Here is a 23636-nt window from a genome sequence, read left to right as displayed (position 1 = left end):
CTTTCAATTTTTGCCACCCTCGAACCTTTTGCGCGCCGCGGCCGTCCGCTCCATCTCGCGCACCATGTTGTCCACGGCGACCTCATCGGACTTGTCGGCATAGCGGAATTCACTGTCCGCGTAGCGGTTAATCTCCTGGATCACCATGTCGACCGTGATGGGCTGCATCATATCGCGCAGCATTGCCATTTTTTCGTCGTAGGACTTGAAGAGGAACAGGTCGGGCTGCGCCATCCATTCGTCGGGCAGTTCGAAATCCATCGCGCGCACCTTTACCGCATCTGTGATGTTCTTGATCGCGCGTCCCGTAAAGCGTTCATCGGCCTGCTGGATCCCCTTCAGGTAGGTGCCCAGTTTGGCAATCGTATCCAGCTTGCCGATCTTGGCTTCGGTCTGCGACCAAACACGAAGCAGCCCCTCTTCCTGTGGTCGCTCGTGCTTTTCGAAACTGGCCGCCACCGCGCGCTTGATCTGCTGGGCGGCATAAAGGTCATGGGCGCCCAAGGGAATGTCATGGTTCTTGCCCAATAGCAGGGCAAGGATGTCGATATAATCGTCACGGCTTTGGGGCCCGTCGACCAGAAACCGTGCGCCAGCCCGTTGGCGCAGGGCGTCATCGACATTTTCCGGGAAATTGCTGAACATGCCAAAGGTGCAGTTGCCGCGCACAACAGTGTTCGCCCCGGCAAAAGCTTCCATGAAGACGGCGGTGACTTCTTGCTGGCCCGAGGACGACTGCCGGTCGCCCCGCTTGCCCGCGATCTGGTCTATGTCGTCGATGGTGCCAAAGCCAATCACCGACGGGTCAAGCACGTTTTGAACGAAGGTCTTGGCGTTCTGGCCCGATTTCCCCTGATAGCTGTCGATCTGGTCGATGCTGAAGTTCTGATAGCGGAACGGATATCCCACATCTGCGCAATAGTCGTTGATCAGCCCAGCCATCATCTGGATCAGGGTCGTCTTGCCGGTCCCTGGCGCACCGTCCCCCATGAAGGTAAAGATGAACCCGCCAAGTTCTGCAAAAGGGTTGAGTTTGCGGGTAAAATCATAGGCCATCAGCATCTTGGCCAATTTCATCGACTGGTACTTGGCAATGTGGTTGCCCACAACTTCGTTCGGCTTCTTGAACTGCATCGTCAGCGTGGACCCGCGCCCCTTGCGTGACGGGGTGACGCCCTGAATGGTGAAATCATCGGCCTCGACGCGCCAACGCGCCGCCTCGAACGCTTGGGTGCGGGGGGCCGACTGCGCACGCAGCGCCACCTTCTCTGACAGCTGTTCGGCAAAGGCCAGAACGGTGGGGGCCAGCTTGTCGTGACTGTCGACGAACACCGCGATTTCCTGATCCAGTTCCCATAGCGCGCCCTGCAAGGCCAAGGGCGCGTTGTCTGTCAGAATTTCTTCGACCGCGCCGATCTGGACGGTTCGTTCGCTGGCCTGATCGCCCAGCAAGAACCCGGTTGCATTGGCAAAGACCGACAGCGTCGCCAGTGCCTCGGCGCCCAGCAGTTCGGTGAATTCCCCGCGACGGTTGTCGGGCAGACGGCCCTCCAGGTTCGCCTTTTTCAACTCGACCAGCCCGGTCATATCGGCAAATTTGTCGCCCACGGCCAGCGCGATAGCCAAAGCGCGGCGCAGCCCTTGCAGCACCGACGCTTGTACCGGCGTGATCAGGGCATCGCCCCCATCCGCGCCTTCGATCCGCGCGATCAGGCGCACACCTTCGGGGCGCGCGGTTGAGCGTGTCACCAGCCCCGGTGTGGTCGAGCGAAACCGCCGCCGTGTGCCCAGACCAGTGGATTTTGCGGGTTCAACAGTGTCCTTCGGCTTTGCGATCCGGGGCGTGTGATCTATCCCTTCCAGCATCGACAGCGCCGCATCGTAATGCGCGCGGATGTCTTCTTCGCGCAGTTCCATCTGGTCGGCGGGCATGCTCATTTTTCGGCCTCTGCCTTGCTCAGATCACGTATTTTCTGCCAATGTTCACGCATAGCTCAGGACCTTGCCACCGGCGCCCACCACGAATTTTCGCACGTCATGAAAACCCGGAGGGTTCTGTTCGGCCAGCGCCTGAAAGGGCCGTTCGGGCAGGATGATCGCGCGGCTCATCAGCGACGCGCCCATATCCACACCGCGCCCCGAAAACGGATCCAGCGCAAAAATTTCGCGCTCGACGCTACCGAACCAGCCCTTCTTTTCGGTCTCAACCCGCTCGGACACCAGATCCTCGGCCGTCCAGGCCAGCGCCCAATCCTGTCCCTGCGGCGCGTTCGCGTCTTCCAGAACCTTTTGCAGTGGACCAGACTGACGGGTGTAAGCGCTGGAATACATCGGCCCCACATGAAAGCGGCGCAGTCGCTTGGGGTGCAGATCGTCGAAATCCTCGTCAAAACCCTTGGCGATTGTCAGCAGTTTGAGCCCGCCCAGCGCTTGCGCCATAAGGTGCCGTTGGACCTCGGGCCAACGTTCGGTATCCTTGGGCAGCGACGTCTTGCCGGTATCCTCGACCTCCATCAGGTAGATCGTCGGCAGGTTGGTTTGGCTGTCATAGCTGGCCCAATGCACCATGAAGCGGCGGCGTGGATTGCGGCGATCTTCGCTGAGGTTACCCAGCCATAGCGGTTCGGGATCGTTCGAGGCCCAGAACAGCGCGCCCTTGATCAGCTCTTCGTAATAAAGCCGCTGGCTGAGCGAATACTGCAGGCGCACTGGCACACGCAACTGGCCGACGATTTCAGAAACCATACGGCTCTTCAACTCGGCCACGGGGGGCATATTCATCAGGTGGCTGTGCGCCTGCTGAGCGTCATTGGCCATGATCAACAATTCACGATGGACCGGAAAGCCGCTTTCGTGATTGTCAAAGGCCAACGATCCAAAGAATTGCCCAGTATCGCGCCCGGTCAGCAAGTATTTCAGGCTCAGCGCGCGGAAGGTTCCAGCCAGCCGGTCGACATAATCGGACAGGATCGCGACGTCGATCTTGGACAGGCTGCCCTCGGCCTCCATCGTGGCAGCAACCCGGCCCAGGTGGGTTGTGATCGCCTCGAACTTGCGGAAATACCGCCGCGCGGCGAAAGCATCGGATAGATCGACGTGATCGTGCGTCAGGTTGTTGACGTCAGCCATCCGCGTCCCCTTTGACCAGACGCACCACACCGCTCAGCAACACCAGCGTGGCGACGATCCCGCCCGCAAGACGTGCGTTCGCGCCGAACAGGCCCGATATCGCCAACGACAGGCCCAGCAGCCCTGCGGCCGTCAACACCAACCCGCCGATGACCTCAGGCTTGCCCATAAAGATTCTTGTCGTGTTCTTCGACGATCTTGGCAAAGCGGCGCGCGAACCGCTCGTCGGCTTTCGCCTTTTCTTCCAGCACCTTGCGGGCAAAGACCATCTGGTCGCCGTGGGCCTCCATCATCTCGGCCATGCGCGTATTGGTTGCCGATCCGATCGCGGCCATGGCGGTTTGCGCTTCTTGGTCCGTCTTTGTGCCGATCTCGTTGATGCGGTGTGCTACGTCCTGTTGCTGCGCCGTTTTCAACGACTTGGTCAGCGCATCATACAAAACCACGCGCTGCTTGGTGTCTGTTTCCAGCTTGTTGATCAGAACAGTCTGCGTCGCGGCCTGGTTCTGCAGGCTGTCGACCCAGGTTTTTCCTTTTTCGATGTAGCGTTCCAGTGTCTGGCTCTTGGCCAATTTGACCTGCTCGTCCTGCACCATCTCGTTGTATTTCGTGTTCATCTCGGCCAATTCACTCTCAAGCTTGGTGCGCTTGGCCGCGTCCTGTTCGACGCTGATCTTGTTTTCCAAATCGATGATCTTTGGGTCCATCGCCAAGAGATCTGCGCGCAACCCCTCCAGTTCCGCCACCACAGCCTCTCGTTCGTCCAGCGTGCCGACAAGGTTGTCGTTCACCTTGGCCTTTTCGGCTTCCAGCACGTTCAATTGGCTTTCCAGAAGGGCGACAATCACATCGGACTTGCTGATAAGGTCCTGCAACTTGTCATCTATCGACGCGCTGCGCAGGCGCTCTTGGCGCATCGATTCGGATTTTCCCTTGGCAAAGATGCCGACAAAACCCTCCCATGCGGTTTTCGATCGCATCTCTTCGAAATCCTTGGAAAAGCCTGCCGTAACATCGTCCAACCCCATGATCAGATCGGCGATATTGGCATTCATCACGTCAGTGTGGGCATGAACATCGTCGAGCGAGGCGTTTTCGATATCCACCGTAATATCCTGCCCAGCTTCCAACTTGGCGTGCGCTGTCTCGATCCGGGATGTGATTTCGGCAATTTCGGATTGGGTCTTGGCGACCTGATCCTGGCTTTCGCGAATTTTCTGATCAAGACTGGCCATACTGTCCTCGTGTTATCAATACCTTGTACCCAATATAGGAAATGTAAAAACAATTTACATCCCTCTGACATCGAATTCCTTTTGCAGCTTTGCAAATCACCTGCCGCATGGAAAGGTTTTCCACCATTTTGTATTGCCCGGCGCATACGGCGCGGTAGACTTGCCACATTTATTGAAGGAGGTTCCGATGAAAGCCCTTTGTGCAGCCGCGATTGCCCTGATGCCGTTGCAGGCCAGCGCGGATGAAATCACCGACACGCTGACCTCGGCCATCGAAGCCTATCAGTCGGGTGACATCCAGTATGCGCTTGAGGAACTGGCCTACGCGCAACAACAGCTCAAATCGCTGAAGACCGCCGATCTGGTATCCTACCTGCCTCAACCCGAAGGATGGACGCGGGAGGTGAATACCGACATGAACGCCGGGCTTTCAATGATGGGCGGCGGGATCGGGGCCGAAGCGGACTATTCCAACGGCACCGACACCGTGACCCTGACGCTGATGGCCGACAACCCGATGGTGGTCGCCATGGCCGGCATGGTCCAGAATGCGGGCTTGATGGGATTGAAGATCGTGCGCGTGGGGCGGCAGAAGTTCGTTGCTCAAGACGGCGAGCTGACCGCGCTGATCGGTGGGCGACTGCTGGTCCAGGCCAGTGGGGCGGACACGGACACCCTGATGCCGCTGCTCGAGGCGATCGATTACCAGGCGCTGGCGGACTTTGGGCAATGAGCAATCTGGCCCCCGGTCCACGCAACCTGATCACCGACGTGACCGGTGTGGTTGTTGGCAATGCCCAGGATGACAAGATCAAGTCTGGCGTAACCGTGCTGATGGCGGATGCGCCCTTCACCGCGGGTGTGCACGTTATGGGGGGGGCACCCGGCACGCGCGAGACAGACCTGCTTGCCCCGGACAAAACGGTTCAAAAGGTTGACGCGCTTGTGCTTTCCGGCGGATCGGCCCTGGGTCTGTCTGCCGCGTCCGGCGTGACCGATGCCCTGCGCGCCCAAGGGCGCGGGTTCGACGTTGGCGGGCAAAATGTGCCGATTGTTCCTGCCGCAATCCTGTTTGATCTGATCAACGGCGGGAACAAGGATTGGGCCGAAAATCCCTACCCGACCTTGGGCGCCTCGGCTCTGGCTGCTGCCGGGCCAGAGTTTTCCCTGGGCAGCGTTGGCGCGGGCACAGGTGCCACGACTGCCACGCTGAAGGGCGGGCTCGGCTCGGCATCGATACGTCTTCCATCCGGTCACATGGTCGGCGCGCTTGTCGCGGCCAACCCGATAGGCAGCGTCATTGTGGGCGATGGCCCCAATTTCCATGCCGGCAATTGTGAATTCGGCGATGAATTCGGTGGGCTCGGCCAGAAACCCCATGACCCGCAGACCCTTCCAGTTACCAAACTATCTGCCGCGCGCGCGGCCACCACAATCGCGGTGATCGCGACCGACGCCGCGCTGACCCAGGCCGAGGCAACCCGTATGGCCATAGCGGCCCATGATGGGATGGCCCGGGCCATTTGGCCCGCCCACACGCCGCACGATGGCGATTTGGTCTTTGCCGCCGCCACCGGCCGCACCCCCGCACCGCCCGACGCGCTGTTGCTTGGCCACACGGCGTCGCTCTGCCTGGCGCGGGCCATTGCGCGGGCCATTTTCCTGGCAAGCCCCGCGCCGGGCGACGTCTTGCCAACATGGTCCGAGCGTTTCGCTGATTGATCCTTGGTCGGTTCAAAGTACTTTGCGACGTCGGCAATTTCCTCGGCGCCCTGATGGCTGGCACGCAGAGCGCCAACAGGGCAGGCAAATGACCGAATTGCATGCGCCATTGCCGCAAAACATCAGTCTGCTTCGTAAGATGGCGGCATGTGAGCTTTATATTTCACAGGTGTCGATGCCGTATCGGCCAACCATCAAAACCCCATGCTTGAGGTCCGCGCAGCCGCCCACTGACCGGCGGGTGGCTACCCTGCGCACGGCATGCAAAAGCGAACCGCTCTAGTTTCCCCGAAAGCAGGCATATTGGACAGTCAGGGGGTTGCACCACGCAGGGCTGACGGGGCCTCAAAAGCCCCCCAGCAGCGACTCAACCGCCTACCATCGCGCCGAACGCCAACCGGCCGCTAACGCTTCCGCCTCTGAACAAAACCACCGCTCCCCCTTGGACGTGTTAATCCGGGTCTTGGCGTACCAAGGGCTCCAGGGCGTGTGATAGATCCGACCGTTCTTGGAAATGTTCCCTTTGATCGGACAATTCGCCGGTGCCTGCTGGGCCGACGCTGTCCACGCGCGTTCGCGATATTCCCATGCGGGCACCGATGGCGCTGACCAAATCCCAAGCTTTGCAAACAACGCCTGCTTTTCTTCATCAACGTAGCGGGTGGAATATTTGGTAAAGGCCCAGGCATGCCCGCTGGCCACCATCTGCGCGCCAAGATCGACCCCGCCTGCGGAACAGGTCGCGATGACCCGGCCGTAGGCGTCCGTTCCATGGCGCGAGCAGCGGACCTCTCCGGCACGCATCAAGCGCGCCAGATATTCCTTGGCTTGCTCGCCGCATTTCCACTGGCGCGTCTGAGCTGTCCCGCAGACCTGCGCCAGTTCCGGTGCGTCGATGCCTTCCAGCCTGTAGGTCACGCCCTGATCCGAAAACGTGTCCCCGTCGGTAACGTTCAGGGCCGCTATCGGGCCGGCGAACAACAACGCCAAAATGATCGCAAACCACCGCACGGTTCATCCCCTTGTCTCTGGGGCACTTTGTGCGACGCGTTAAGAAATGTAAACAACTTGACCACGGAACCGCATGCGCGGCCATGTGTTGATACCAAGCCAGACCTTGCGCCTGCACCCGCGCAGACATCGCTGAAAATGAGAGGCCCCAATGAAAGACACAGAAACCAATCTTGCCGATCTGCTGAAGGATCCCAGTCTGCTGGTCACCAAGGCGTACATCGCTGGCGACTGGGTAAATGCGGATGACGGCGCGACCTTTGCTGTCGTCAACCCCGCGCGGGGCGACACGATCGCCAATGTGGCCGACCTGGGCCGCGCCGAAGTCGCGCGCGCTATTGACGCCGCGCATGATGCCCAAAAGGGCTGGGCCGCCAAGACCGGCAAGGAACGCGCGGCAATCCTGCGCAAATGGTACGATCTGATAATGGCCAATCAGACCGATCTGGGTATCATCCTGACCGCTGAACAGGGAAAACCGTTGGGCGAAGCCAAGGGCGAGATTGGCTATGGCGCATCCTTCATCGAATGGTTTTCCGAAGAAGCCAAGCGCGTCTATGGCGAAACCATTCCGGGCCATCAGCCTGACAAACGCATTCAAGTCATCCGCCAGCCCATCGGAGTGGCCGCATCGATCACCCCTTGGAACTTTCCCAACGCCATGATCACCCGCAAGGTCGGGCCTGCGCTGGCGGTGGGCTGCGCTTTTGTTGCGCGCCCGGCCTCGGAAACGCCTCTGTCGGCGCTGGCGCTCGGCGTGCTGGCCGAACGGGCGGGGATCCCCAAGGGCGTGTTGTCGATCGTGCCATCGTCGCGCAGTTCGGACGTTGGCAAAGAGTTTTGCGAAAACCCCAAAGTACGGAAACTGTCTTTCACAGGCAGCACCGATGTGGGCCGCATCTTGTTGAAACAGGCCGCAGATCAGGTCATGAAATGTTCGATGGAACTGGGTGGAAATGCGCCCTTCATCGTGTTTGACGATGCCGATCTGGACGCCGCCGTGGAAGGCGCCATCACGTGCAAGTTTCGTAACAATGGGCAAACCTGCGTCTGTGCCAACCGCATCTATGTCCAGGACGGCGTGTATGACACATTTGCCGAAAAGCTGAAGACGCGGGTTCGCGAAATGAAGGTTGGCGACGGGCTGGAGGACGGCACGGACCTTGGTCCGCTAATCAATGGGGGTGCCATCGAAAAGGTCCAGGGTCATATCGCCGACGCCAAATCCAAGGGCGGCAAAGTGATCCTTGGCGGTGAACCGCACCAGATGGAAGGCAACTTTTTTGGCCCGACCATCGTGACCGGCGTCACCCAGGACATGAAAGTCGCGTCCGAGGAAACCTTCGGCCCGGTGGCTCCGCTCTTCCGTTTCAAGGACGAAGACGACGTGATCGCCATGGCCAACGATACCATTTTCGGACTGGCCAGCTATTTTTATGCCAACGACCTGAGCCGCGTTTACAAGGTGGCCGAGGCTCTGGAATACGGGATCGTCGGTGTGAATACCGGACTCATTTCTACCGAGGTTGCGCCGTTTGGCGGGGTCAAACAGTCCGGGCTTGGGCGCGAGGGCAGCAAGTTCGGGATCGAAGACTACCTGGAAATGAAATACATCTGCCTGTCCGTCTGATTGGACGCTCTAAATTGCAGAACGCCCCGGCCAAAAACCGGGGCGTTTTCGCTTTGGTTCGCGCAGATCAGGCGTCGGCTTTTTCTACAACGCTGGCTTCGACGGCAGCCGGCTTTGATGCGGTAATCGCGATGGTGCGCGGCTTGAGTGCCTCGGGCACTTCGCGGACCAGATCGATGTGGAGCATGCCGTTTTCATGGGCCGCGCCGGTTACATGCACGTGCTCAGCCATATGGAAGCGGCGCTCAAAAGCGCGCGTCGCGATGCCGCGATGCAGATAGGTCCGGTCCGCGTCGGCGTCGGCCTTGCGACCAGTGATCACCAGCGCGTTTTCACGGGTTTCGACCGTCAGGTCTTCGTCCGCGAACCCTGCCACGGCGATCGAAATCCGCCAACTGTCTTCCCCGAGCTTTTCGATGTTGTAAGGGGGGTAGTTTGATTGCGTCGGCTCGCCCGCAAGAACGCGGTCCATCAGGTCGGCAATCTGGTCGAAACCGACGGTCGAGCGGTAGAAGGGGGTCATGTCGAAGTTACGCATGTGTCATTCTCCATCTGAGCAATAACGTATCGGCCCTCCACAGATCGGCAGGGCCATGGGGTAACCGGGCCCGTTCATCGGCGTCCGGTGAAACTGATGTAGGAAGTGATAAATCGCGGTTCAAGGCCCGTGCTGACCGGCCAAAGTCAGGGTTTGACGAAGCGCGCGCCCGATGCGCTTTTCGGCCCACCAACGGTGATCCGGCGTACAGCGGTTTCGTTGCGGCTGGCCACCGGCATGGATCGCCCTGCCGCCAAGCGCGCCTTCAAGCGTGGCACCAAATGTTCCACGTCCATCGCATAGGTGATCTGGCCCTGGTCGCTTTGCGCAATGGCCGACACCACCGCCACGATCCGGGGTCGCGGCCCGCGCAAGGCAAACACCGGCGATCCAGACGACCCCTGAACCGCTTTACAAGTCAGCGCTTTGACCGCACCATAAGCTCGCGTGACATCACAGGCGCGTTGACGCGATGGGGCGTCAAATCGCCCCGCACCGTAGCTGACCACACTGACGGTTTCGCCGGGGCGTATGGCCCCATCTGTTATGTAGGGATCGGCATGCGTCGCCGGGATCGGTGCATCCAGACGCAGCAAAGCCAAGTCCAGAGAGATCTGCCGCGCAGTTTGGGCCACGGCATCTGCATAGCCTTCGGGGATCACCCATGCGGTGACGCGGCGCTTGGCAACCGACCGCCCGTCGCGCCAGCCCGCGTTGAAAACGATGCTGCTGGCCGGTGTCTTTTTGCCCGTTGCCGGATCGTGAACACAGTGCGCGGCTGTCAGGACATGGTCCGGCGCGATCAGGGTGCCTGTGCACCGGCGATTGCCTTCAAGTTCAAGCACGCCCACGGCTTCCCATCCGCGCGATTTCCCCCAACTATCGAGACTGACCAAAGGCGCGTCTTGGGCCGCGGCTGCATTGGATGCCATCGCTGCCGCCGCCACGCACGCGGCCAAGGCGATCGCGGCCGCCGCCAGCATTCCCATAACCTTGCGAAACATGCGCAGCGCCAGTGTCATCTCAGGGCCTTTCGAACTTGGCGCCGGCTTCGGGTGCGCCGGTGGGGGCGATCCGGTTGGCCAGCGGTTGGACGTCGGTGAAGACCTGTGCATCAGCAGACCTCAGCAGGGCATGCAATTCGGAAATCGAGGCGGCCAGAGTCGAGCCGAGCGCGACCTGTTTGTCTCGCATCATTGCCTTGGCCGAGACGACCGACACGATCTGCGCGCGGCCCTGATGGATCATGAAGACCGGTGCCCCGGATGACCCGAAGTCGACATCACAGTCCATGACCAGCACGCCGGACTGCCGGGCCACAACACGGCAACTTTCCTGCAATGCCGGCGATGTCGCGCGGTCCTGAGCATAAGAAACAACGTCGACCTTTTCGCCCCGCTTAGGGCTGTCCCCGATTCCGAAAGGAAGAACCGTAGCCGATCGAACGGGCCGCGTCAGACGCAGCAGCGCCAGATCCCGCGTCACGCGCAGCACGCGGTCGTCATGGGTAAAGCGAAATTCAGGATGAATGACTGCGGTACGCACTGGCAGTTCGGCCGTGGCACGCCCATTGCGAAACGCCGCCTGAAATTGGATGGATTCCACCGGCACCTGCTTGCCTGTGTCGATGTCATACAAGCAGTGTGCTGCCGTCAAAACCAGATCGGGCGCGATCAGGGCACCGGTGCAAAAGCTTTTGCCTGCGAAACTGATCCGACCGACCGCATCCCAGCCCTTGGCCTGAGCGCCGGTCATCATGACCTGCAGCCCCGAAGCGCGGTCTGCCATCGCTGTACCCGCCAAGACCACCAGAACCATCGAAATCAAAAGTCGTATTACCGGCATCCGCCCAGCCCATCCCATGCATCATTCCCAAATCGATACGTACGGCTTGGGGCAAGAATGTGGCTGATTATGGTTGATTTAGGGATAATGCGTGGGTGCGATCCGTGATTGCACACGGCCTACAACGCACGGCGCCGCCACATCAGCCGCCAAGGACGCGCGGCTTTGGCCCACCGGTCGCCCAGTCGAGCAATTGAACCGTGTGCACGACGGGCACCTCGGTGCCCATACCAATCTGCATCATGCAGCCGATGTTGCCCGCCGCGATCACCTGAGGCGACGTGGCTTCTAATGTCTCGACCTTGCGGCGTTTCAGTTTCGCACTGATCTCGGGCTGCATCAGGTTATACGTCCCCGCGCTGCCGCAGCACAGATGGCTGTCGGCCGGTTCTACAATTTCGAATCCAGCGCGCTTCAAAAGGGCCTTGGGCGCATGGGTGATCTTTTGCCCATGCTGCAGCGAACAGGCCGCGTGATAGGCGACCCGCAGGTTCTGCCGGCCTTCGGGCAAATCCAGCCGAGATAGAACTTCGGATACGTCGCAAGCCAGGTCGGCAACAGTTGCGGCGTCACTGGCGCGTTCGGTGGTCCGGAACATGTGGCCATAGTCCTTTACAGTCGTGCCACAGCCCGACGTATTGATGACAATGGCATCCAGCGGGTCGCGCCGGTGTTCGACCAACCACGCATCCATGTTGGCCGCCGCGCTGGCATGCGCATCTGCTTCGCGGCCCATGTGATGGGTCAGCGCACCGCAACATCCCTGCCCCTTTGTGATCACGACTTCGCAGCCCAACCGCGTGAGCAAGCGGATCGTGGCATCGTTGATATCCGTGTTCAGCGCGCGCTGCGCGCAGCCAGTCATCAGCGCCACGCGCATCTTGCGCGGACCGTGCGCGCAAAATGTTTGCGGATCGTCATTGCGACTGACTGGCGGGATGTCACGCGGCGCCATGTCCAGCATCGCGCGCAGCCGCGCATCAGGCACAAAGCGCTTGAAAGGGCGGCCCAGCTTGGCCAACAGCAAAGCCAACCGGAAACGGCCCGGATATGGCAGCACTTTGGCCAACACCCACCGCAACGCCCGGTCACGCCACGGGCGGCGGTAGGTTTGTTCGATATGCACCCGGGCGTGATCAACCAGGTGCATGTAATGTACGCCGCTGGGGCAGGTGGTCATGCAGGCCAGGCACGACAGGCAGCGGTCCACGTGTTTGACCGTTTTTTCATCCGCCGGACGTCCGGATTCCAGCATGTCCTTGATCAGGTAGATGCGGCCGCGCGGACTGTCCAATTCGTCGCCGAGCACCTGGTAGGTCGGGCAGGTCGCGGTGCAAAAGCCACAGTGCACACAGGCGCGCAGAATCTCGTTCGCCCGATTCAGCCCCGGATCTTGCAACTGCTCTTCTGTGAAATTCGTTTGCATCAGCCCATAAGCCCCCGGTTCAATATGCTGCGCGGATCGAATTTGGCCCGTAGCGCGGCGCTGATCCGCGCGATGGCCGGCTGTTGCGGGGGAAAACGGGGCGCGCCGCTACCCCGGATCAGCGTGGCGTGGCCGGTAAATTCGCCCAGATGCGCGCGCAAGTCTGTGCCTGGCTCTACCTGCAGCCAGACACGCGCACCGCCCCAGTCATAGATCACTTCGCGCCAGCCTTGGTTGAACAGCGCGCTCGGCAGGCGTGCCACGATACTGGCGGCCTGACTGGGCCGGACCGACAGGCGCCAGACATCCCGCCCGCTACCCGTGAATGGGGCCGCATCGCGCGTCTGGGTCCAGCGCGCGTTGACTTGGGCAAGATCGTCGGTCGCCATGACATCGCCAAATTGCGACAGCAGAGCGACCAGACGCTCGGCGCGATAGGCAACCGAGTCGGCAAACCCTTCGATACGGATATGGGTCACAGGATGGCCTGCGGCCCCCTTGCTCCAATGTGCAGCGCCGCTAACGTCGTATGGCGATGCCAGGGCAGCGGCCATCGCATCAATCGCGGTGCCATCGTCAAGTCCGTTAATCGCGATGCTCTGCGCCACTTCGGGCTTGGGAAGAACCTTGAAGCTTACCTCACTCAGTACGCCCAGTGTGCCATGCGCCCCCGCCATCAGTTTGACCAGGTCGTAGCCGGTTACATTCTTCATGACCCGCCCGCCATTCTTGACGATCTGGCCAGCGCCATCCACGAACCGCACGCCCAAAAGGAAATCGCGCGCTGCCCCCGCTTGCGCGCGGCGTGGCCCGCTGGCGTTTGTCGCGAACACGCCGCCAATGGTGCTTTGGCCCGTGGATCCGGTCAGCCCCGACACGTCATAAGGTTCAAAGGCCAGCATCTGCCCTTCGGCGTCCAGCGCTGCTTCGATGTCGCCCAGGGGCGTGCCGGCCCGGGCGATCATCGTCAACGCGCCAGGCTCATATAGTGTGATCCCCGACAGCCGCGCGACAGACAATGGCGCTCCCTCGGGCACAAGGCGTGTCCCGCCGCCGATGACCCACAAAGGCGCCTTCGCCCCAGCAATCGCCTCGGCCAACTCCGCTTCACTGTCAGGTGCAATCACCATACGCATGTTCTCCAGATCATCCCAATGGCGCGTGCAAGGGCGGCGCGCAAAGTCGCTATGCGCGCCGATCCGCTGTGGCCTGCAGCGGAAACACTTTCGCCGGATTCAGCAGCCAATCCGGGTCAAACACATCTTTGACCTGCATCTGTGCCTCCAGGTCGGCAGCCGCATATTGATGCCCCATCAGGTCGCGCTTTTCCACGCCCACGCCATGCTCGCCGGTCAGGCACCCCCCCACCTCGACGCAAAGCCGCAAGATATCGGCCCCCATCGCCTCGCACTTTTCCAGATCGCCCGGCTTGTTGGCATCAAACAGGATCAGCGGGTGCATATTTCCGTCACCGGCATGAAATACATTCCCCACTTTCAGCCCATATTCATCGGACAACTCGCCGATACGGCGCAGCACGCGCGGCAGTTCGGACACCGGTATCGTTCCGTCCAGACACATGTAATCGTTGATTTGGCCCATCGCGCCAAAGGCGGATTTGCGCCCCAGCCAGATACGCGCGCTTTCTTCGGGGCTGCGGCTTTCGCGCAGTTCGACCGGCTGATGAGTTTGCGCGATAGCGACGATCCGGGCCAGTTGCGCGTTGATTTCGGCCTCGGAGCCTTCGACCTCAACGATCAGCAGTGCCTCGCAATCGGGATATCCTGCCTTGGCGAAATCTTCGGTCGCGCGAATGCACGGCCGGTCCATGAATTCGATCGCCACAGGCAGAATTCCGGCCTTGATGATGTCGGACACGCAAGCCCCGGCGACTTCGTTGCTGTCAAAGCCAATCAATACGGGCCGCGCGCCTTCGGGCTTGGGCAGAATTCGCAACACGGCCTCGGTCACGATGCCCAGCTGACCTTCACTGCCACAGATCAGCCCGATCAGGTCCAGCCCCGCACTTTCCAGCGTCTCGCCGCCGATTTCGACCACTTCGCCATCGGCCATTACCATGGTCACGCCCAACAGGTTGTTTGTGGTTACACCGTATTTCAAGCAATGCGCCCCACCGGAATTCATCGCGATGTTCCCCGCTATCGCGCAAGCCAGCTGCGACGACGGATCGGGCGCATAGAAAAAACCCTGGGTCTCGATCTCGCCCGTTACCGACAGATTGGTGCGTCCGGTCTGAACGCGCATGATGCGATCACGATAGCTTATGTCCAGGGTCCGGGTCATCCGCGCCACCCCGATAACCACGGCATCTGCCGTCGGCAGCGATCCACCGGCCAAAGACGTGCCAGCGCCGCGCGGCACAACCGGCACACCTTCGTCATGGCAAATGCGCATCACAGAGGCGACCTCGTCGGTGCTGGCGGGCAGGCACACGGCCAAGGGCGGACACCGATAAGCAGTAAGCGCGTCACATTCGTAGGCGCGTGTCTCTCGGTGATCCCAGATCACGGCGTCGTCCGACAAAGCCGCGCGCAGACGCAGCACAATTTGATCCTTGCGCGAGAGGATCGACGGGTTAGGAACAGGCATTTCCATTGAAATCTCCGGATTGGTCAGGAAATATAACCAATAATATGATCTGGCAAGGGTCGCTGCGCATTGTTATCAGTATCGGCATGGATATGCTTCACCGCCTGACCGCTTTTTCAACCCTCGATGGGATGGCCGTCGGTTTGCTGATGCTCAGTTATCTGGTCATAGGATGGCGCATAGAACACCCTTCGGCCAAAGAGCCATCGGTGTCACGCATCATGGCAAACTACAGGCGCGAATGGATGCGCACGATGGTTTCGCGGCAACCGCGCATCCTGGATGGCGCCATCCTGAACACCCTGCGTCAGGGGATCACGTTTTTTGCTTCGACCTGCCTGATTGCCATTGGCGGCGGTCTGGCGCTGATCGGAAACGCCGAACGCCTGATGGGCGTGGCCGAGGATCTGACCCTGTCGAATACCCCGATCGTGATCTACGAGCTGAAGATCATCGTGGTCATCCTGTTCCTGACCAATGCGCTGCTGAAGTTCATCTGGTCACATCGGCTGTTTGGCTATTGCGCCGTGCTTATGGCAGCGGTTCCGAATGACCCCCAAGATCCGACCGCCATGCACCGGGCCGAGCAGGCAGCAACGATCAACATCAATGCCGCCCGCGCGTTCAACCGGGGACTGCGCGCGATCTACTTCGCCCTCGGATCGTTGGCTTGGCTTCTTGGCGCGCCTGCGCTGATACTGGCCACGGGCGTGACCTGCTGGGTGCTATGGCGGCGCGAATTCCGATCAACATCGCGTGATGCGCTGTTGAGAAAGGAAAAGTGATCAAGTCGCGGTCTTGTTTCCTGTAGGCTTGGCCGCTCTGCTATCCATGGCGATGTCCCCGTATTGGAACCGGTCTTGGCCCAACTGCCCTTGAACGCGGGGGCCTTGACCCGGCGGCACGGCAATCCAACCATTCCAGATGGTGTTTCCCGGGTGCTGGGTTGCGCGCGCAGCTTGATCCATGGGTGGCGCGCGGCTGGTGCGCCCATCCACCTGCCGCGCTAGTTCCGCCCTTCGCGCAGCCAAGCGCCAACTGCCAAGAGCGCCGCAACAGACACCCAAAGCCACGCGGGCAACAGCGGGAAAATGCGGATTTCTTCGATCGTGTAGGCATCGCGCGGGGTGATCCCGATCCAGCCACGCCCTGCTGCGGGGCGCCCTGCGCGCACTGTCCGCACATCTGGCACACCGTCCTCGACCGCGCGAATTCCGCCATTGGTGAGATCAACCAAAGGCTCTAGCACTGCGCTCGACGCGACTGTCTGGTCAAATTCCTTGGGCGCGGACGGTCCAAGGGCGATCACCGCGTCCTTGTCACCATTCGACAGTCGGTAAAGGCCTATTTCGGGGGCTTCGAATGTCGTTTCGAAACGTCCCGGCGCAACCTGTTGCATCGACAAGGTCGTTTCGGTGCCGTCGGGGCCGGTAATTTGCACATCGCCTACGGCCGCGGACAGGCTGCGCCGGGTGATCGTCATAGACTGCCCCGTGGCGGTTGCAACCAGCGCTTCTTCTTCCAACTCGGGCTCTTTCATCATCCAATGGGCCAGCCGCCGTAGCAGTTCAAGCTGCGGGCCGCCCCCTTCGAAACCGCGCGACCACAGCCATGCATGATCCGAGGCCAGAAGTGCGATCCGCCCCTGGCCTACCCGGTCGAGCAACAATAGTGGGCGATCATCGCCGCTCATCACGGTCTGTCCCGCCGTTTCCGTGACGCCGATCAGGCGGAACCAGCGCCCCCATGCGGGCCCTTCGGCGTCGGGGGTGGCCTGCGCGGCGAAACTGTCCAGCCCGGCGGTGACCGGGTGGCGCGCGCCCAAATCGGTGATCTGCGGGCGAAAGCCACTTTCCAGCACGCGGCTGGTCGGGGCGCCCGGCAGAATTGGCCCCAAGGGCGAGCGATAGAGGCTGTCTGCCGTGGCAAAGTCCGGCCCCGCTGCGACCAATACCGCCCCACCCGCTTCGACATACTGGCGCACGTTGTCCAGGTACAGCGATGGCAAAATTCCGCGTCGCTTGTAGCGATCAAAAATAATCAGATCGAATTCGTCGATCTTGTCCATGAACAACTCGCGGGTGGGAAACGCAATAAGGCTCAGCTCGGACACTGGCACGCCATCTTGTTTGTCCGGCGGGCGCAGGATGGTGAAATGGACAAGATCAACCGAGCTGTCGGATTTCAGCAAGTTGCGCCATGTGCGCTCGCCCGGGTGCGGCTCGCCGGAAACCAAGAGTACGCGCAACCGGTCGCGCACCCCGTTGATCTGCACAACGGCGCTATTGTTGCGGTCGGTCAGCTCGCCCTCGATCATCGGGGTTGAAAACTGCAGCACGTTCATCCCGCCATGAGGGACGGTGATTGGCACCTCGACAGCGCGGCCCACCGGCACGGTGTAAGTGCCCGGCGCGCCGCCATCGATGGCAATGCTCAGCTGCGCAGTGCCGGTTTGGCTGGCTGGAACGTCGCCCTGATCTTCCAGTCGCAGGACCAACGTGACCTCTTCGTCCAGAATGGCGTAGGCTGGCGCGTTCTTGACGATCAGCCGCCGATCCCAATCGCCCTGTCGTCCGGTGAGCAGCACGTGTAGCGGCGCGGGCAGGTCGGGCGCAGCCTTGATGTCATGCACCTGACCGTCAGTCAGCAGGATCGCGCCGGCCAGACGGGCGCGGGGCTGCTCGGCCATGGCTTGTGCCAAGGCGCCCATGACCAGAGATCCCGCGTTGTCTTCGCCGTCACCCAAGGTGACCGTTGCCAATTCTGTGTTCGGCAATTGGGCGATTTCTGTTTCGATGCGTGCAATGCTCTGGGCGATCTGATCCGGGCGGTCCGAAAGGGCTTGCGATGCGCTTTCATCCACAACCAGCACCACGATATCGCTGAGCGCCGCGCGCTCTTCGTTCTGCACCGACGGGTTGGCCAGCGCCGCGATCAAAACTATGGCCGACAGAGCGCGCAGCCACCACCCGGGCAGCCCGCGCCACATGGCCACACCCACAACCACTGCCGCAAACGCGGCGACCGCGCCAATCACCGGCCATACGAAATACGGATCGAACACAACGCCGTTCATTGGCCCAACCTGTCCAGAAGCGCAGGCACATGCACCTGGTCGGATTTATAGTTGCCGGTCAGCACATGCATGATCAGGTTGACCCCGAACCGGTAGGCCAGTTCACGCTGACGCTCGCCTGCGAACCCGCGCCCGACGGGCAGAACCGGCAGACCCTGATCGGTCTGCGCCCAAGCCCCGGCCCAATCGTTGCCGCCGATAACCACCGGTGTCACGTTGTCGTTGAGATTGCGGAACGGCATGCCATCGACTTGCTTGGCATCCGCCGGCGCAGCTTCAACCCAGACCTGGCGCGCGGTGTAACGCCCTGGGAAATCCTGCAGCAGGTAGAACGTGCGCGTCAGCACGTGATCGTCCGGAATCGGTTCCAGCGGCGGAATATCCAGCGGCAGGGCCAACTGTTGCAGCCGCCGCCCGGCCGGCGAGGTGCCCGAATAGGCTGTGTTCGAATCGCGCGTGTCGAACAAGATCATCCCGCCGGACCGCAGGTAGCGGTTCAGCTTGACATAGGCTGCGTCCGACGGCAGCGGCTGGGTTTCGGACACCGGCCAGTAAAGAAACGGAAAAAACGCCAGTTCGTCAGTTTCCAGATTGACCGCAATGGGCGCTGCCGGCTCAATCGTGGTGCGTTGGAACAAGGTTCGCGACAAGCCGAAAAGCCCTTGCCGGGCCAAGGTATCCAACTGCGCATCGCCCGTCACGACATGGGCCAACACGACCTCGGACGTGGCGGCGATGGCAGCGCTGTCGTCTTGTGCCGGGGCCTGATGCGGCGCCAGCGACATGGTCGCGCCCAGCACGGCGGCCATCACGGTGGCCCGCGCCCTGGACAGCCGACCGCTCACCACAAGCGAGCTGACCATATCAACCGCCAAAAGCGCCATCGCCAAAAGGATCAGCCACGGCTTGAGCGCCGCTTCGCGCGCAATCCCCAACCCTTCGACGGTGATCCGTGCAGGCCAGCGGGTTGCTGAAATCTCGCGATCGGGGCCGATCACGTTCAGGGCAAGGCGCCTCTCGTCTCCGGCGTAAAGACCCGGCGGCAGGCCCGGCCCGGGCCGGGCGCCCGTCGCAAGCTCTTCCCCCGGCACCCCAGGCATATCGCCCGCATCGCGCAAAGTGCCGAACCCGTCCAGCACCTGTGATGGGGTGAAAGTCTGCCCGGCCAGATCGGCGGGATCCTGCGCCGCCGGAAAGGACGACACGGCCAACCGTTCAAGCATCTGCACAAAAAGCCCAGACAGCGGCAGGCTGGACCATTCAACATTCGCCGCAACATGGAAAAGTACGATCTGCCCTTCGCCTTGCGACTTGCGCGTGACCAAAGGGGTGCCGTCGGACAAGCTGGCAATCACCCGCTCTGAAAGATCTGGCCCCGGCTGGGCCATGACCTGCGCGTTCACGGTCACGTCAGGCGGGATTGCCAGCCCATAAAACGGCGAACTCTCGGCAAACGCCTGCAATTGCTTGGGCTCGCCCCAGCTCATTGCGCCACCGACACTGCGCCCGCCCGCCCGCAGGCGCACCGGCATCAACGGATCGTCCATTTCGCGGCTGACATCCGACGCTGCAAGACGGGGGCCCGCGAACCGCACCAGTAGCCCGCCTTTGTTTATCCACTCCAGCAGGGCAGTTTCAGTGACCTCTGGCAGCCGGGCAACATCTGCAAAAACGATCACGTCGGGATTGGCCAAGATGATGTCGGACAGCGCGCCTTCGATCAGGTCTGCTGTCGGCTCGAGCGCTTGGCGCAAATAGTGCATTTGGTCGAGCAGTTCGAGACCCTCGCGCGTGTTCCCGCCCGAAATCAACGCGACCTCGCGCCGTTGAAGCGCGTCGTCGGTCAGCGCCACGGCCCCGGCGCTCCGCGCGCCTTCGATCTCAAAGCGAGACACCCGGTTGCGCAGTTCCGGCGGCAGCGACAAGGCAACGGTGGCTGTGCCTTCGCCCGCCGCAAATTCGGCAGTTGCGCGCGCCAGTTCCCGTTCGACCCCCGCAGGGTCCGGCCCAACGGCACGGACCACGGCCTGGCCCGGCCCATCGGTTTGCGCGCGCAGTGCAGTGACTTGCAACACCCCGTCACTGTAGCTGGGCGAACGCAGGGCGCGAAGTGCGCGCGGGCTTTCAAAAACCCGCACTTTGCCGCGCGCTTCCAGCGACGCCAACAAGTCCGCCCGCCAAGGCGCATCCAGCCCCGACGACACCCAGAACGTATCGAAGTCCCCTTCCAGGGCCGCCCCCCACTGCGCAACCTGGGCGGGATCGGGATCATAGGGCGCGGGCTGGATCGACGGCAACCGCGCGGCCCAAGCATTGGCAGCCAGAAACGGCACGTTTCCCACCGCGCCCACCGGCAAGTCGGTCAGGGCAACCACAGCCACGGGGCGGCCTGCGCGCCCGGCCTCTGACAGGGCACCGGACATGCGTTCCGTCCGTGCGCGCCAATCGCGTGCATCGGCCCATGATCCGTCGGTCAGGATCAGAAGCGGGCCGTCGTCAACGCCTGGCGAGGTGTCGGGATTCAGCACCGGACCGGCAAAGGCAAGGATGATCGACGCCACCGCAAGCATACGCAGCAAGAGCAGCCACCATGGCGTCTTGTCGGTTTGCGTTTCATCGTCGCTCAGCCCCACCAAGAGCGCCACACCGGGAAACCGGCGCCGGATCGGGGCGGGCGGCACGGCGCGCAGGATCAACCAAAGGACGGGCAGCACGATCAGCCCCAGCAAAAGCCAGGGCGACGTGAACCCTATGGGACCAAGAACCCACATCAGCGTACCTGCTCGAGCGCGCCATAGAGCCAAAGCAGCGCCGATTGCGCCGATGCGTCTGTATGATGCGTTTCGAACCGCCAGCCGGTGCTGCGCGCCAAGCCCGACAAGCGGTCCTTTCGCTCGGCCAACCGCTCGATGTAGCGGCCCCGCAAATCGGCCGCCTTGAGCGTTTCATGACGCACCGTTCCGCCCATGCTTTCAAAGACGGTGCGACCGTCATAGGGAAACGCCTCTTCGGCCGGATCCAGCACCTGCAGGATGGCGCCCTTGACGCCGCGGTCCGCAGCCTTGGTCAGTTGCCCGGCCAGTGCATCGATATCCCCCATGAAATCCGACACGAAGAGCGCGCGCGAATGGGGCAACATCCCGCGGATTTCCGGCACGCCATAATCTTCGTCCGCCGGGTCGGTCAGACCTTGGCTGATCCGCAAGAGTTGCAGGTTGCCAATTCGCGGCGGTGTCCCCAGCGAGGCCAGCGCCACACGTTCGCCCGCCCGCATGAGCAGAACCGCCATGGCCATTGCCAATAGGGCCGTGCGATCAGCCTTGCTCACCCCCGACTTGAGCGAGCTGAACCGCATCGATGCCGACCGGTCCACCCACATCAGCACAGATTGCGCGCCCTGCCATTCCTTTTCCCGCACGTAGTTTTCGTCTGACCGGGCCGACCGGCGCCAGTCGATCATTCTGGCGCTGTCGCCGACTTCGGCCGAACGATATTGCCAGAATTCGTCGCCCATGCCTGCACGTCGCCGCCCATGCGCGCCCAGCAGGACCGTCTGGGCCAGATGTTCTGCATCAGCCAAAAGCGGCGGCAGCGGGGCACCCAACAACTGCGCTTCGGCGCGCAGCCTAGCATAAGCGACGTTGGGGGGGGGCTGACTCACGCGGCGGCCTCGGCCCGGATCAGGGTCGTTATGGTGTCGTCGATCAACTGCCCCAGGCTTTCCCCCCGCGCGCGCGCCGCGAAGGTCAGCGCCATGCGGTGGGTCAGCGCCGGGCGGGCCATGGCAACCACGTCATCGACACCCGGCGCCAGCCGTCCGTCCAACAGCGCCCGTGCGCGCACCAGCAGCATGAGCGCCTGCGCCGCCCGCGGCCCGGGCCCCCAACTGACCGAGTTGCGCACCTGTTCAGAGGCTTCGGCTTCGCCGGGACGGAAAGCCCGCACGATATCCAAGATGACATCAATCACGCTTTCGCCAACCGGCATCCGCCGCAACAGGCGTTGCGCCGCGATCAATTCGCCCGCCGTAAAGACGGCATGGGCCTCTTCTTCGTCGATGCCAGTGGTAGCCAGAAGGATATCGCGCTCGGTTTCTCTATCTGGATATTCCACGTCGATCTGAACAAGGAACCGGTCAAGCTGCGCCTCGGGCAACGGGTAGGTGCCCTCTTGTTCGATCGGGTTTTGCGTGGCCAACACGTGAAACGGCGCGGCCAGCGCATGCGCCTGCCCGCCGACGGTGACGGATTTCTCTTGCATCGCCTGCAACAGCGCAGACTGGGTGCGTGGGCTGGCACGGTTAATTTCATCAGCCATCAAGAGCTGGCAAAAGATCGGCCCTTCGATGAACCGAAAATTCCGGGTTCCGTCCTTGGCTTTTTCCAGAACTTCCGAGCCCAGAATGTCAGCCGGCATCAGATCGGGCGTGAATTGTACGCGCGACCCGTCCAGCCCCATCACCGTGCTTAACGTATCAACCAAACGCGTCTTTCCCAGCCCGGGCAGACCGATCAACAGCGCATGCCCGCCGCACAGCATCGAGGACAGGACAAGGTTCACGACCTTTTCCTGACCGATGAATCGCTTGGTGATCGATTCCTTGGCCTCGGCCAGTTTGGCGCCCAAAGCCTCGATCTCGGCTACAAGCTGTTCGGTCTCGGACATGGCATCGCCTCCTTGATCGCCCTATATAGGCTATTAGAGACGAGGAACGATCCGATCTCAAATGACAAAAGGCTAAACAGGACAAAAGATTGTGACCTTATCCGCCGACAATATCGCCGCCGCCGCCCGCCAAGCCGCCAAACATGGCCAGCTTCCCCCTGTAGACAAATGGGATCCCGAATTCTGCGGCGATCTGGACATGCGCATCGCCCGCGACGGGACGTGGTTTTATCTGGGCACCCCCATCGGCCGGCCTGCACTGGTGCGGCTGTTCTCAACCATTCTGAAGCGTGAAGGCGACAAGTATTTCCTGGTGACCCCCGTCGAAAAGGTCGGGATCCAGGTCGAGGACGCCCCCTTCGTGGCTGTGGATTTCACAAAGGACGGCGACGCGCTGACCTTTCACACCAATCTGGGCGATAGCGCCACCGCCGGCCCCGATCACCCGATTCGCGTGGTCCGTGATCCCGACACGGGTGAACCTGCGCCCTACGTGACCATTCGCCGAAACCTCGAAGCGCTGATCGATCGCAAGAGCTTTTACCGCCTGGTCGACATCGGTGAAACACGCACGCATGAAGGGATCGACTGGTTCGGCGTCACTTCGCAGGGTGTGTTTTTTCCCATCATCCCGGCCTCGGAACTGGGCTGATACATACCTGACCTTCGTTCATGCAAGAATGCCCGCTTCCTGGACGGTCTGACAAAGCCCACCGGGTTCGAATGGATCGAAGTGCTAGGGCGGGGGC

Annotated in this window: 20 protein-coding genes; 5 read left to right on the top strand and 15 right to left on the bottom strand. The window is 61.6% G+C overall.

Translation table 11 applies throughout. From position 1 onward, the window contains the following. Positions 1–3: 3 nt before the first annotated feature. The 4 genes from ACP2AV_RS03460 to ACP2AV_RS03445 are packed head-to-tail and all read right to left on the bottom strand — an operon-like array spanning position 4 to position 4364. A complete protein-coding gene (locus tag ACP2AV_RS03460; RefSeq protein ID WP_426371254.1) occupies positions 4–1938 on the bottom strand; it encodes an ATP-binding protein in 1935 nt (644 codons plus the stop codon). Between the two features lie 45 nt (positions 1939–1983). Next, on the bottom strand, positions 1984–3129 hold the full coding sequence (locus ACP2AV_RS03455) for a hypothetical protein (protein ID WP_426371253.1): 1146 nt from the start codon (positions 3127–3129) through the stop codon (positions 1984–1986). Continuing rightward, positions 3122–3298, bottom strand: coding sequence for a hypothetical protein (locus ACP2AV_RS03450; protein WP_426371252.1), 177 nt, complete (start codon positions 3296–3298; stop codon positions 3122–3124). Before ACP2AV_RS03450 ends, ACP2AV_RS03455 begins: the two co-directional genes overlap by 8 nt. After that, entirely contained in the window at positions 3285–4364 is a 1080-nt protein-coding gene (locus tag ACP2AV_RS03445) for a hypothetical protein (RefSeq protein ID WP_426371251.1), read from the bottom strand. The genes ACP2AV_RS03450 and ACP2AV_RS03445 overlap by 14 nt, the downstream gene beginning before the upstream one ends. Before the next feature lie 187 nt (positions 4365–4551). On the opposite strand from ACP2AV_RS03445, the gene ACP2AV_RS03440 reads away from it, so the two are divergent. Both ACP2AV_RS03440 and ACP2AV_RS03435 read left to right on the top strand, forming a co-directional pair. Beyond that, entirely contained in the window at positions 4552–5097 is a 546-nt protein-coding gene (locus ACP2AV_RS03440; RefSeq protein ID WP_426371250.1) for a hypothetical protein, read from the top strand. A gap of 5 nt (positions 5098–5102) precedes the next feature. After that, on the top strand, positions 5103–6086 hold the full coding sequence (locus ACP2AV_RS03435; protein ID WP_426371359.1) for a P1 family peptidase: 984 nt from the start codon (positions 5103–5105) through the stop codon (positions 6084–6086). Positions 6087–6461: 375 nt separating this feature from the next. On the opposite strand, the gene ACP2AV_RS03430 is transcribed toward ACP2AV_RS03435, so the two are convergent. Then, positions 6462–7097: a thermonuclease family protein gene (locus ACP2AV_RS03430; protein ID WP_426371249.1), complete on the bottom strand. Its 636-nt coding sequence runs from the start codon at positions 7095–7097 to the stop codon at positions 6462–6464. Between the two features lie 151 nt (positions 7098–7248). Here ACP2AV_RS03430 and ACP2AV_RS03425 point away from each other — a divergent pair, with 151 nt between their 5' ends. Further along, on the top strand, positions 7249–8727 hold the full coding sequence (locus tag ACP2AV_RS03425) for an NAD-dependent succinate-semialdehyde dehydrogenase (RefSeq protein WP_426371248.1): 1479 nt from the start codon (positions 7249–7251) through the stop codon (positions 8725–8727). Between the two features lie 67 nt (positions 8728–8794). Here the strand turns inward: ACP2AV_RS03425 and ACP2AV_RS03420 are convergent, their stop codons facing one another. The 6 genes from ACP2AV_RS03420 to ACP2AV_RS03395 form a co-directional block, all read right to left on the bottom strand. Next, the gene (locus ACP2AV_RS03420) at positions 8795–9265 is read right to left on the bottom strand and encodes an Hsp20 family protein (RefSeq protein ID WP_426371247.1); all 471 of its coding nucleotides are present in this window, start codon (positions 9263–9265) and stop codon (positions 8795–8797) included. A gap of 146 nt (positions 9266–9411) precedes the next feature. Continuing rightward, positions 9412–10287, bottom strand: coding sequence for a trypsin-like serine peptidase (locus tag ACP2AV_RS03415; protein WP_426371246.1), 876 nt, complete (start codon positions 10285–10287; stop codon positions 9412–9414). Between the two features lies 1 nt (position 10288). Beyond that, positions 10289–11110 carry a trypsin-like serine peptidase gene (locus ACP2AV_RS03410; protein ID WP_426371245.1) on the bottom strand — a complete coding sequence of 274 codons (822 nt, stop codon included), beginning with the start codon at positions 11108–11110 and terminating at the stop codon, positions 10289–10291. A gap of 142 nt (positions 11111–11252) precedes the next feature. Beyond that, positions 11253–12536: a glycolate oxidase subunit GlcF gene (gene glcF, locus ACP2AV_RS03405; protein ID WP_426371244.1), complete on the bottom strand. Its 1284-nt coding sequence runs from the start codon at positions 12534–12536 to the stop codon at positions 11253–11255. Continuing rightward, positions 12536–13660: an FAD-binding protein gene (locus ACP2AV_RS03400; protein WP_426371358.1), complete on the bottom strand. Its 1125-nt coding sequence runs from the start codon at positions 13658–13660 to the stop codon at positions 12536–12538. Before ACP2AV_RS03400 ends, glcF begins: the two co-directional genes overlap by 1 nt. 61 nt (positions 13661–13721) lie before the next feature. After that, a complete protein-coding gene (locus ACP2AV_RS03395; protein ID WP_426371243.1) occupies positions 13722–15152 on the bottom strand; it encodes an FAD-linked oxidase C-terminal domain-containing protein in 1431 nt (476 codons plus the stop codon). Between the two features lie 80 nt (positions 15153–15232). On the opposite strand from ACP2AV_RS03395, the gene ACP2AV_RS03390 reads away from it, so the two are divergent. Then, positions 15233–15931, top strand: a complete 699-nt coding sequence (locus ACP2AV_RS03390) for a DUF599 domain-containing protein (RefSeq protein ID WP_426371242.1) — start codon at positions 15233–15235, stop codon at positions 15929–15931. A gap of 221 nt (positions 15932–16152) precedes the next feature. Here the strand turns inward: ACP2AV_RS03390 and ACP2AV_RS03385 are convergent, their stop codons facing one another. The 4 genes from ACP2AV_RS03385 to ACP2AV_RS03370 are packed head-to-tail and all read right to left on the bottom strand — an operon-like array spanning position 16153 to position 22887. After that, positions 16153–18222, bottom strand: a complete 2070-nt coding sequence (locus ACP2AV_RS03385) for a hypothetical protein (RefSeq protein WP_426371241.1) — start codon at positions 18220–18222, stop codon at positions 16153–16155. Further along, a complete protein-coding gene (locus ACP2AV_RS03380; protein WP_426371240.1) occupies positions 18219–20993 on the bottom strand; it encodes a DUF4159 domain-containing protein in 2775 nt (924 codons plus the stop codon). The genes ACP2AV_RS03385 and ACP2AV_RS03380 overlap by 4 nt, the downstream gene beginning before the upstream one ends. Further along, positions 20993–21883 carry a DUF58 domain-containing protein gene (locus ACP2AV_RS03375; protein ID WP_426371239.1) on the bottom strand — a complete coding sequence of 297 codons (891 nt, stop codon included), beginning with the start codon at positions 21881–21883 and terminating at the stop codon, positions 20993–20995. The genes ACP2AV_RS03380 and ACP2AV_RS03375 overlap by 1 nt, the downstream gene beginning before the upstream one ends. Then, positions 21880–22887 carry an AAA family ATPase gene (locus ACP2AV_RS03370; protein ID WP_426371238.1) on the bottom strand — a complete coding sequence of 336 codons (1008 nt, stop codon included), beginning with the start codon at positions 22885–22887 and terminating at the stop codon, positions 21880–21882. The genes ACP2AV_RS03375 and ACP2AV_RS03370 overlap by 4 nt, the downstream gene beginning before the upstream one ends. Before the next feature lie 91 nt (positions 22888–22978). Between ACP2AV_RS03370 and ACP2AV_RS03365 the strand changes: the two genes are divergently transcribed. Continuing rightward, positions 22979–23539 (top strand): DUF1285 domain-containing protein, encoded by a 561-nt coding sequence (locus ACP2AV_RS03365; protein ID WP_426371237.1) that lies wholly within the window; start codon positions 22979–22981, stop codon positions 23537–23539. Positions 23540–23636 lie beyond the last annotated feature (97 nt).

Origin of the sequence: Aliiroseovarius sp. PTFE2010 (genome assembly GCF_049943335.1) — a bacterium.
Lineage (GTDB): Bacteria > Pseudomonadota > Alphaproteobacteria > Rhodobacterales > Rhodobacteraceae > JBNFVY01.
Note: the sequence above shows the minus strand (reverse complement) of the source record. Positions and strands in the feature narration are given on the sequence as shown.

What these genes read in the sequence shown, in the direction of transcription:
- ACP2AV_RS03460 (WP_426371254.1), bottom strand. Translation starts at nt 1,938, where the DNA reads ATGAGCATGCCCGCCGACCAGATGGAACTGCGCGAAGAAGACATCCGC.
- ACP2AV_RS03455 (WP_426371253.1), bottom strand. Translation starts at nt 3,129, where the DNA reads ATGGCTGACGTCAACAACCTGACGCACGATCACGTCGATCTATCCGAT.
- ACP2AV_RS03450 (WP_426371252.1), bottom strand. Translation starts at nt 3,298, where the DNA reads ATGGGCAAGCCTGAGGTCATCGGCGGGTTGGTGTTGACGGCCGCAGGG.
- ACP2AV_RS03445 (WP_426371251.1), bottom strand. Translation starts at nt 4,364, where the DNA reads ATGGCCAGTCTTGATCAGAAAATTCGCGAAAGCCAGGATCAGGTCGCC.
- ACP2AV_RS03440 (WP_426371250.1), top strand. Translation starts at nt 4,552, where the DNA reads ATGAAAGCCCTTTGTGCAGCCGCGATTGCCCTGATGCCGTTGCAGGCC.
- ACP2AV_RS03425 (WP_426371248.1), top strand. Translation starts at nt 7,249, where the DNA reads ATGAAAGACACAGAAACCAATCTTGCCGATCTGCTGAAGGATCCCAGT.
- ACP2AV_RS03420 (WP_426371247.1), bottom strand. Translation starts at nt 9,265, where the DNA reads ATGCGTAACTTCGACATGACCCCCTTCTACCGCTCGACCGTCGGTTTC.
- ACP2AV_RS03415 (WP_426371246.1), bottom strand. Translation starts at nt 10,287, where the DNA reads ATGACACTGGCGCTGCGCATGTTTCGCAAGGTTATGGGAATGCTGGCG.
- ACP2AV_RS03410 (WP_426371245.1), bottom strand. Translation starts at nt 11,110, where the DNA reads ATGCCGGTAATACGACTTTTGATTTCGATGGTTCTGGTGGTCTTGGCG.
- glcF (WP_426371244.1), bottom strand. Translation starts at nt 12,536, where the DNA reads ATGCAAACGAATTTCACAGAAGAGCAGTTGCAAGATCCGGGGCTGAAT.
- ACP2AV_RS03395 (WP_426371243.1), bottom strand. Translation starts at nt 15,152, where the DNA reads ATGGAAATGCCTGTTCCTAACCCGTCGATCCTCTCGCGCAAGGATCAA.
- ACP2AV_RS03390 (WP_426371242.1), top strand. Translation starts at nt 15,233, where the DNA reads ATGGATATGCTTCACCGCCTGACCGCTTTTTCAACCCTCGATGGGATG.
- ACP2AV_RS03385 (WP_426371241.1), bottom strand. Translation starts at nt 18,222, where the DNA reads ATGAACGGCGTTGTGTTCGATCCGTATTTCGTATGGCCGGTGATTGGC.
- ACP2AV_RS03380 (WP_426371240.1), bottom strand. Translation starts at nt 20,993, where the DNA reads ATGTGGGTTCTTGGTCCCATAGGGTTCACGTCGCCCTGGCTTTTGCTG.
- ACP2AV_RS03370 (WP_426371238.1), bottom strand. Translation starts at nt 22,887, where the DNA reads ATGTCCGAGACCGAACAGCTTGTAGCCGAGATCGAGGCTTTGGGCGCC.